Below are 6,739 nucleotides of genomic sequence, written 5' to 3'. Positions count from 1 at the left end.
GTGTAGAGCTGGTCGATGACCAGCGGCCGGTCGGGCAGGATCGACTGGTCTTCCGTCGACATCAGCGTGGTGTCGATCTTCTGCAGGACCGCGCCGTCGGCGCCCTTGATGCTGATGGCAATCGCATAGGGCTTGTTCTTGACGACGCAGGTCAGTGCCGGGCTCTCCAGCGTCACCTTGTCGAGCTTCGGCCAGACCTTCTGCTCGACCACCAGAGGTGCGCCGCCGGCGGGATCCTGGAAGCTGGCGACCGCCACCTGGCCCTCTCCCATCGGCTTCAGCGGCCGCAGGGTCACCACATAAGTCGCCCTGGCGAGGCGGTAGTTGAAAACGAATATCTTGCCGGAAATCTCGAACAGCTTGCCTTCGGCGTCGCCGGTGTCGCGGCAGGCGCCGAGCGCAACGGCCACGATGAGCGCCGCGCCAACAAGGATCGAACGGGAAAGGCCGCTACGCATTCTTGACCTCATTTTCCGCCATGCGACGACGGCGATAGTGACGGCTTGCCTTCTGACGGTTGCCGCACACCGCCATGTCGCACCATAGGCGGCTGGAATTGCGGCTTCTGTCGACGAACAGCCAGGTGCAGTTGGGACAGATCCTGAGCCTTGCGACGGTATCGTCGCGCAGAAGCGATAGCGCCGAAACCGCCAGCGCCGCCTCGAAGGCGATCGGCGTCAGGGGATCACCGAACGGCCTTCCCGGCACACCGATCTCGGTCCGGCTGCCGGCAAGACCCTCGGCGCAGGCGCTCAGGAATCCGGGCAGATCAGCGGTGGCGACCGCGCCCTTCGACACCGCTCCACGAAACAGCCGGTCCGTCGCCTCGCGGATCGACAGCACGACGGGTGCGATCGCCACCGCTGAGGATACCGCCAGCGGCCTTTCGCCAAGCTCGGCGGCGCGAAAGCGGCTCGCCGCGTCGGCGAAGCGAGCAATCTCGGCCGGATCTTCGAAGCGGTCGAACGTCCGCTCCGGATCGCCGCGCAGCACGACGGTGTTCGCCGTGTCGAGCGCAAGCAGGCCGCCGGTGAAGCGGTGCGGGGTCCATGATACCGTCATGGCGAAAATCTAACCGATAAATCGTATTTGACAAGTTAGATTCAGCGATGCAACCTCACTCCGGGATGCGGTGGTCTCCGCAGCCTTTTGAGCATGCTGTTGGCCAGGACCGCTTCGCACTTTTGGGCGGCATGCTTCGAGGTTTTGCATGCTCTATTTCTTCCAGCAGGTGCTGAACGGGCTGCATTCGGGCGCGCTGTATGCGTTGCTCGCCTTTGGCTATGTGCTGACCAACGGCATCCTGCACCGCACCAATCTCGCTTATGGCGCGTTGTTCGCCTTTTGCGGCCAGACCATGATCCTGACCGCGGCCTTCGGCTATCAGGTGCTGTGGCTGACGCTGCTGGCGGCGGTGGCGCTCGGCGTCGTCGCTGCGTTCCTCTATGCCGCGCTGATCAGCCACGTGCTGTCGCGCAGTGTCTTCGAACCGTTGGCCGACCGCACGCCCAATGCAATCGTGGTGACGACGCTCGGCATCCTGCTGCTGCTGTCCGAAGCGAGCCGCATCGCCGCCGACACGCATGATCTGTGGCTGCCGCCGATGCTGGCGCAGCCCATCGTTTTCGCGCAGGGCGCGACCTTCAAGGCAACGCTGACGCTCATCCAGCTTATCGACTGCGCCGTGGTGGTGGCGGCAATCGCGCTGGCAAGCTGGGCTTTTGCCCGGTCGAGCTTCGGACGGTGCTGGCGCGCCGTCTCCGACGACCCCAAGGCTGCCGCGATGTGCGGCGTCGACGTACGCGCGGTGTTCCGGCACGCGGTGCTGTTCGGCGGCTTCTGCGCCGCGCTGGCCGGTGTCATGGCCGGGCTCTATTACGGCAATGTCAGCTTCGGCTCGGGCCTCGTCTACGGACTGAAGATCCTGTTCGTGACGGCGGTCGGCGGCTATCTCTCGCCACCGCGCGCGGCGCTCGGCGCGGCCGTCTTCGGCATGGCCGAATCGCTGTGGGCCGGCTACTTCCCGGTCGAGTGGCGCGACGCGTGGATGTACCTGTTCCTGGTCACGACGCTGATCCTGATCGGCGCCGGCCGCGACACCGGCAAAATCGCCTGAAAACGTCAGACTTTGGTTGCATGACGCGAGGGCAGATCGCCGGTATTGGGCACTGTCTGCGATGCGATGATATTCGCTGCCTCTATCCTTGTTGACCCGTCAGTCCACGCGCGGCATACCGTTGGACCACGTGGCGTGACGGACAAAAAGGGGGAAGCCGGCACGCCTCCGGTACAAGGGAGGAATGCATGGCAGGGCTTCTCGCTCTATCCAGGACTATTGATCGCGCCAACGAGTTCATCGGCAAATGGATATCGTGGCTGATCCTGCTGGCGATCCTGGTGAGCGCCGCCAACGCCATTATCCGCAAGGTGTTCGACATATCCTCGAACGCTTGGCTCGAGCTGCAATGGTATCTGTTCGGCGCCGCCTTCATGCTGGCCGCCGCCTATACGCTGAAGCAGAACGAACATATCCGCATCGACGTCGTCTACGGCCTGTTTCCACGCCGCGTGCAGCACTGGATCGACCTTTTCGGGCATGTCTTTTTTCTGATGCCGTTCGTGACGCTGATGGTGATCTATTTCGTTCCTTATGTGTCGCTGTCGTTTCGCAGCGGCGAGATGTCCAACAATTCCGGCGGCCTGATCATCTGGCCCGCCAAGGCCATCCTGCTCGTCGGGTTTTTCCTGCTGGCGCTGCAGGGCATCTCCGAGATCATCAAGAAGATCGCCATCATGCGCGGAGACATGGACGACCCCAATCCCTTCATATCGGTGCATGAGCAGGCCGAACTCGAAGCCAAGGCGCTGGCCGACGAGGTGCGTTCGTGATGGAGTTCATCGCGCAGAACATGGCGCCGATCATGTTCGCTTCGCTGATCATCTTCCTGCTGATCGGCTACCCCGTCGCTTTTTCCTTGGCCGCCAACGGCTTGATGTTCTTCTTCATCGGCGTGCTGCTGTCTCCCTATTCCGGAGGATCGATCAACCTCGCCTGGCCGCTCCTGCACGCATTGCCGGATAATTTCTACGGCAGCCGGGTGATGTCGAACGACACGCTGCTGGCCATCCCGTTCTTCACCTTCATGGGCATCGTGCTCGAGCGGTCGGGCATGGCCGAAGACCTGCTCGACACGATCGGCCAGCTGTTCGGGCCAATCCGCGGCGGCCTCGCCTACGCCGTGATCTTCGTCGGCGCGCTTTTAGCGGCGACCACCGGCGTGGTGGCGGCTTCCGTCATCGCCATGGGCCTGATCTCGCTGCCGATCATGCTGCGCTATGGCTATGACCGCCGGCTCGCATCCGGTGTCATTGCCGCCTCCGGCACGCTTGCCCAGATCATCCCGCCGTCGCTGGTGCTGATCGTGCTTGCCGACCAGCTCGGCCGCTCGGTCGGCGATATGTACGCGGGCGCGTTGATCCCGGGCCTCGTGCTCACCGGCCTCTATATGTCCTATATCCTGATCATGTCGATCATCCGGCCGAACTCGATGCCGGCGCTGCCGCTCGAGGCCCGTACACTTGGCCATGGCGTGATGTCGCTGCTGGTGGCTTTGCTGGTCACATCGGCGGTTTCCTACGCGGCATATCGTTATCTGGCGCCGGCGCATGGCGACAATGCCGACATTCTTGGCGCGACTGCCGGGGTGCTGTTCATCTACATCGTCGCCATTGCCGACAAGCGCCTGAACTTCAACATGATGTCCAGGCTAGCGCAGCAGGTGATCATCGTGCTGATCCCGCCACTGGCGCTGATCTTCCTGGTGCTGGGCACCATCTTCCTGGGCATCGCCACGCCGACCGAAGGCGGCGCCATGGGCTCGGTCGGCGCCTTGTTCATGGCGGCGGCCAAGGGGCGCTTGTCGCTTGACGTCGTTAAGCAGGCACTGGCCTCGACGACAAGGCTGTCGTCCTTCGTGCTGTTCATCCTGATCGGCGCACGGGTGTTCTCGCTGACCTTCTACGGCGTCAACGGCCACATCTGGGTCGAGCACCTTTTGACGTCGCTGCCGGGCGGCGAGGTCGGCTTCCTGATCGGCGTCAACATGCTCGTCTTCTTCCTCGCCTTCTTCCTCGATTTCTTCGAACTGGCGTTCATCATCGTACCGCTGCTGGCGCCCGCCGCCGACAAGCTCGGTATCGACCTGATCTGGTTCGGCGTGCTCCTGGGCGTCAACATGCAGACCAGCTTCATGCACCCGCCCTTCGGCTTCGCGCTGTTCTATCTGCGTTCGGTGGCCGCGCGCGTGCCCTATCTCGATCGTCTCACCGGCAAACAAATCGCGCCGGTGACGACCGGCCAGATCTATTGGGGCGCGGTGCCCTTTGTCTGCATCCAGGTGATCATGATCGGGCTGACCATCGCCTTCCCGCAAATGGTGATGCACTACAAGGGAACGACCGTCGATCCGGGCACCATCGACTACAAGGTACCGGAGGTGCCCGGCCTGTCGCCGCTGGGCACGCCGCCGGCGGATGGAGCGGCGCCCGCTGGTGGCGCCACGGCGCCGGCCGCTCCTGACCTTTCGCAACCGCCCAGTTTCGGCGATCCGACACCGGCAAAGCCGGCAGCGCCACAGCCCGACCTGTCGCAACCGCCAAGCTTCAACTGAACCGGCATGGTCAAGACCATGAAAGCGGTGCGGCTGGAAGCAGTGGGCGGCATCACGCTGCGCGACGTCGACATGCCTGACATCGGTGCGGATGAGCTACTGGTGCGCATCGAAGCCTGCGGCGTCTGCGGCACGGACCGGCATCTGTTTCACGGTGAATTTCCCTGCACGCCACCGGTGACGCCCGGCCATGAGTTTTCCGGCATCGTCGAGGCGATCGGAACATCGGTCTCGGGTTTTGCCATCGGCGATCGTGTTACCGGCGACCCCAACATAGCCTGTGGGCGCTGCGCACACTGTCACGCGGGACAAGTCAATCTCTGCAGCAATCTGTGCGCGATCGGCATTCATCGCGACGGCGGCTTTGCCGAATATCTTGCCTTGCCGCAGAAGCAGGCTTTCGTCCTGCCTGCAGGCCTGAACCCCCTGCACGGTGCCTTCTGCGAGCCGCTCGGCTGTTGCCTGCACGGCGTCGACCTTGCCGGTATCAAACCGGGCAGCTCGGTGGTCGTGCTTGGCGGCGGCGTGATCGGCCTGCTCACCGTGCAGCTGGCAAGACTGGCGGGAGCCACGACCATCATCCTGTCGACCAGGCAGGCTTCGCGGCGCGCCCTCGCCGAGGACCTCGGCGCGACAGCGACGATCGATCCGACAGCCACCGATGTCATCGATGCGATCGCCGGACCGGCCGGTCTGGCGCCAGGTGGCGTCGACGTCGTCTTCGAATGCGCCGGCGTGCGAGAGACCGTCGAGCAGTCCATGCGCCTGGCCCGAGCCGGCGGCACGGTCGTCATTGTCGGCGTGACGCCGCAAGGCATGAAAGCGGAATTCGAGCCGTTCGACCTGTTGTTCCGGGAACTGAAGGTGCTCGGTTCCTTCCTCAATCCCTACACCCATCGCCGCGCCGCCGAACTCATCGCTTCCGGTGCGGTCGAGATCGACAGGCTGATCTCCAGGCAGGTGTCGCTTGAAGAAGCGCCAGCGGTGATCGCCAATCCGCCGGCGCCCGGCGAGGTCAAGGTTCTGGTGGTGCCGCGCCGCGGCTGAACCGCCGGCTTCGCCTCCCGGCATATACAGAAAAGCTCTCTAAGCGGGGTCCGCCCAGAGAGCTTTTGAGCAGAAGTACAAACGACTACAGCTTGCCGTTGCGCTGCTGGACCATCATGAAGGTGTCGTAATTGTATTCGGCCACCTGTGCCCAGAGATAATGCTCCTTGCGGAAGCCCTTGATCGATTCCCAGATCTTCTTGAACGGGGCGTTGGAAGCTTCCATTTCGGTATAGACCTCGTTGGCCTTTTCGAAGCAGGCGGCCATGATCTCCTGGCTGAACGGGCGCAGTTTCGCGCCGCCGGCCACCAGCCGCTTCACCGCCGCAGGGTTCAGATAATCGTATTTCTGCAGCATGTTGGCGTCGGCCGCCTGCGCGGCAGTGTGCAGCAGCGACTTGTACGTTGGCGAAAGCTCTTCGTACTTCGCCTTGTTGAACATCAGGTGGACGGTCGGGCCGCCCTCCCACCAGCCGGGATAGTAATAATAGGGCGCCACCTTGTAGAAGCCGAGCTTCTCGTCGTCATAGGGGCCGACCCATTCGGCCGCGTCGATGGTGCCTTTTTCCAACGCCGGATAGATGTCGCCGCCGGCGATCTGCTGCGGCACGACGCCGAGTTTCTGCACCACCTTGCCGGCAAAACCGCCGATTCGCATCTTGAGGCCGGAAAGGTCGGCCACCGTGTTGATTTCCTTTCGGAACCAGCCACCCATCTGCACGCCGGTGTTGCCGCCCGGCAGGCCGAAAAGGCCCTGCGTGGCGAGAAACTCGTTGAACAGGTCGATGCCGCCACCATGGTAATGCCAGGCATTCAGGCCGCGTGCGTTGAGCGAAAAGGGAACCGCCGCACCGAGCGCCCATGTCGGGTCCTTGCCCCAGTAGTAATATGCCACCGTATGGCAGGCCTCGACCGTGCCGGCCGTGGTGGCGTCGGCGGCCTGCAGGCCAGGCACCAGCTCACCGGCAGCAAAAACCTGGATCTGGAAATTGCCGTCGGTGGCTTCCGACAGCATCTTCGAG

Annotated in this window: 7 protein-coding genes; 4 read left to right on the top strand and 3 right to left on the bottom strand. The window is 63.3% G+C overall.

All coding sequences use genetic code 11. The features are described from left to right. The coding region (locus tag EN884_RS20075) for a hypothetical protein (RefSeq protein WP_128360702.1) at window positions 1-458 on the bottom strand (458 nt) is incomplete at its 3' end. Further along, entirely contained in the window at window positions 451-1,062 is a 612-nt protein-coding gene (locus EN884_RS20070; RefSeq protein ID WP_063169838.1) for a CGNR zinc finger domain-containing protein, read from the bottom strand. The genes EN884_RS20075 and EN884_RS20070, both read right to left, overlap by 8 nt. A gap of 148 nt (window positions 1,063-1,210) precedes the next feature. Between EN884_RS20070 and EN884_RS20065 the strand changes: the two genes are divergently transcribed. From EN884_RS20065 to EN884_RS20050, 4 genes are all read left to right on the top strand, one after another. After that, on the top strand, window positions 1,211-2,116 hold the full coding sequence (locus EN884_RS20065; RefSeq protein WP_063169837.1) for a branched-chain amino acid ABC transporter permease: 906 nt from the start codon (window positions 1,211-1,213) through the stop codon (window positions 2,114-2,116). Between the two features lie 188 nt (window positions 2,117-2,304). After that, window positions 2,305-2,889 (top strand): TRAP transporter small permease subunit, encoded by a 585-nt coding sequence (locus EN884_RS20060; RefSeq protein ID WP_013528212.1) that lies wholly within the window; start codon window positions 2,305-2,307, stop codon window positions 2,887-2,889. Then, window positions 2,886-4,670 carry a TRAP transporter large permease subunit gene (locus tag EN884_RS20055; protein ID WP_174299056.1) on the top strand — a complete coding sequence of 595 codons (1,785 nt, stop codon included), beginning with the start codon at window positions 2,886-2,888 and terminating at the stop codon, window positions 4,668-4,670. The genes EN884_RS20060 and EN884_RS20055 overlap by 4 nt, the downstream gene beginning before the upstream one ends. Window positions 4,671-4,688: 18 nt before the next feature. Next, a complete protein-coding gene (locus tag EN884_RS20050) occupies window positions 4,689-5,717 on the top strand; it encodes a zinc-dependent alcohol dehydrogenase family protein (protein ID WP_063170440.1) in 1,029 nt (342 codons plus the stop codon). An 85-nt stretch (window positions 5,718-5,802) separates the two neighbouring features. Here the strand turns inward: EN884_RS20050 and EN884_RS20045 are convergent. Continuing rightward, a partial coding sequence (locus EN884_RS20045; protein WP_128360701.1) for a TRAP transporter substrate-binding protein occupies window positions 5,803-6,739 on the bottom strand: 937 nt, incomplete at its 5' end.

Origin of the sequence: Mesorhizobium sp. M7A.F.Ca.AU.001.01.1.1, from assembly GCF_004022735.1 — a bacterium.
Lineage (GTDB): Bacteria > Pseudomonadota > Alphaproteobacteria > Rhizobiales > Rhizobiaceae > Mesorhizobium > Mesorhizobium ciceri.
Note: the sequence above shows the minus strand (reverse complement) of the source record. Positions and strands in the feature narration are given on the sequence as shown.